The organism is Kitasatospora sp. NPDC058478 (assembly GCF_042720345.1).
GTDB lineage: Bacteria > Actinomycetota > Actinomycetes > Streptomycetales > Streptomycetaceae > Kitasatospora.
This window is the reverse complement of record NZ_JBHXML010000157.1, coordinates 1-2,102: the sequence shown is the minus strand read 5'-3', so window position 1 is coordinate 2,102 and position 2,102 is coordinate 1. Positions and strand designations below refer to the sequence as shown.

Sequence of the window (2,102 nt, the reverse complement as noted above, 5' to 3'; positions counted from 1 at the left end):
GCACCGGGAGCGGGCGGCCCGCCGTCGTACCGGCCCCGGCGCGACGGCGCCGGGCGTGCGGCTCCCCGGCTTACGGCTCCCGGGCTTACGGCTCCTGGGGGAGCAGCACCCAGAGGGCCAGGTAGACCAGGCACTGGAGCCCGGGCAGGATGATCGAGATCAGGAAGATCAGTCGCACGGTCCACGGCGTCACGCCGTAGCGCTCGGCGAGCCCGGCGCAGACGCCGGCGATGACGCGGTTGTGACGGGAACGGGCGAGACGGGCGCTCATGGGTCAACTCCGTGTCGTGGCACCCGATCCGGCCGATCCGGCGGGCTTAATTTCCACTCTCCGCCACCGCGCTCCCGGAAACGTCCACCTGGCAGTCGATTCGCCACCCCGCCGACTCGCCGGTGAGGCGTAGCCGGGTGTCGGGGTCCGTCTCAGGGTCGCCCGGAGGCGGACGCCCCAGGTGGCGCCCGCGCGGCGGCGGGAAAGCCCGTTGCGGTCCGGCGGCGGTCCGGTCTAGCCTCTCCGGCAACACGTCGAGGGAGACGAGTACCTCCGGGCCCCGTGGGCCGAGAGAGCCGCCGGTAGCTGTGAAGGCGGCCCCGCGTCCCGGAGCGAAGACACTCCCGAGTGCGGGGAGGAAATGCCCCGCCGGCCGGCCCCCGTCAACGGGCCGCAATGAGGCCGCCGCCCGTGCGGGCGGCGGCGAAAGTGCGGTGGCACCGCGAGTTGCCCTTCTCGCCCGCACTCCGAAGGGATCACCACGACGCCCCTGGAGGGCCGCGATGATCCACCCGACGACCCGTGTCCTGGCCGCCGAACTACCCGGCCACGTCGGCGAATCCGTAGAGATCAGTGGCTGGCTGCACCGCCGCCGCGCACTCAAGTCCGTCACCTTCCTGGTGATCCGGGACCGCTCCGGACTGGCCCAGGTGGTCGCCACCGGCGCGGGCCCCGACCTGCCGGAGGAGACCGTCCTGCGGATCCGCGGCACCGTCACCGCCAACCCGCAGGCGCCGGCCGGCGTCGAGCTGACCTCGCCCACCGTCGAGGTCCTGTCCAGCCTCGCCGAGGCGCCCCCGGTCAGCCTGTTCCGGCCGACCGTCGAGGCCGCCCTCCCGGTGATCCTCGACGGTGCCCCCGTCACCCTCCGCCACCCGCGCCTGTCCGCCCTGCACCGGATCACCGCGGCCTCGGTGGGCGGGTTCCGGGCCACCCTCGACGGCCTGGGCTTCACCGAGATCCAGACCCCGAAGGTGGTCTCCTCGGCCACCGAGTCCGGGGCGAACGTCTTCGCGCTGGACTGGTTCGGCCGCCCCGCCTACCTCGCGCAGTCGCCGCAGTTCTTCAAGCAGGCGATGGTCGGGGTGTTCGAGCGGGTCTACGAGACCGGGCCGGTGTTCCGGGCCGAACCGCACGACACCGCGCGGCACTTGGCGCAGTACACCAGCCTCGACGCGGAACTCGGCTTCATCGCCGACCACCGCGAGGTGATGGCCGTGCTGCGCGAGGTGGTCGCCGGGATGGTCGCCTCGGTGGCCGAGCGGGCCGGCGCCGCTGTCGACCTGCTGGAGGTGAAGCTGCCCGAGGTCCCGGCGGAGATCCCGCAGCTCCACTTCGCCGAGGCGATGCGGCTGTTGGGCGTCGACGAGCCGGACCTCGCCCCGGCGCACGAGCGGTGGCTCAGCGAGTGGGCGCTGCGCGAGCACGGCAGCGAGTTCCTGTTCGTGGTCGGCTACCCGATGCGAAAGCGGCCCTTCTACACCCACCCGGAACCGGGCCGCCCGGAGTACTCCAACAGCTTCGACCTGCTCTTCCGCGGGCTCGAACTGGTCACCGGAGGCCAGCGGCTGCACCGGCACGAGGACTACCTGGCCGCGCTGGCGGCCCGGGGCGAGCCGGTCCAGCCGTACGAGGGCTACCTGCGCTCCTTCGCGCACGGGATGCCGCCGCACGGCGGGTTCGCGCTCGGGCTGGAGCGCTGGACGGCGCGGCTCACCGGCACCGACAACATTCGCCGGACCACGCTCTTCCCGCGCGACCTGCACCGCCTGACGCCCTGACATCTGACCCCGGCGGGCGGGGGGCACCGGACGGACCGGAGCCCCCCGCC

The 2,102-nt window shown here is 73.5% G+C and carries 2 protein-coding genes; one reads left to right on the top strand and one right to left on the bottom strand.

What is annotated here, in order from left to right; translation table 11 throughout:
- Positions 1-85 precede the first annotated feature (85 nt).
- Positions 86-271 (bottom strand): PspC domain-containing protein, encoded by a 186-nt coding sequence (locus ACFWPT_RS40835; protein WP_380488111.1) that lies wholly within the window; start codon positions 269-271, stop codon positions 86-88.
- 503 nt (positions 272-774) lie between these two features.
- Between ACFWPT_RS40835 and aspS the strand changes: the two genes are divergently transcribed.
- Positions 775-2,052: an aspartate--tRNA(Asn) ligase gene (gene aspS / locus ACFWPT_RS40830; RefSeq protein ID WP_380488109.1), complete on the top strand. Its 1,278-nt coding sequence runs from the start codon at positions 775-777 to the stop codon at positions 2,050-2,052.
- The last annotated feature ends 50 nt before the right edge of the window (positions 2,053-2,102 follow it).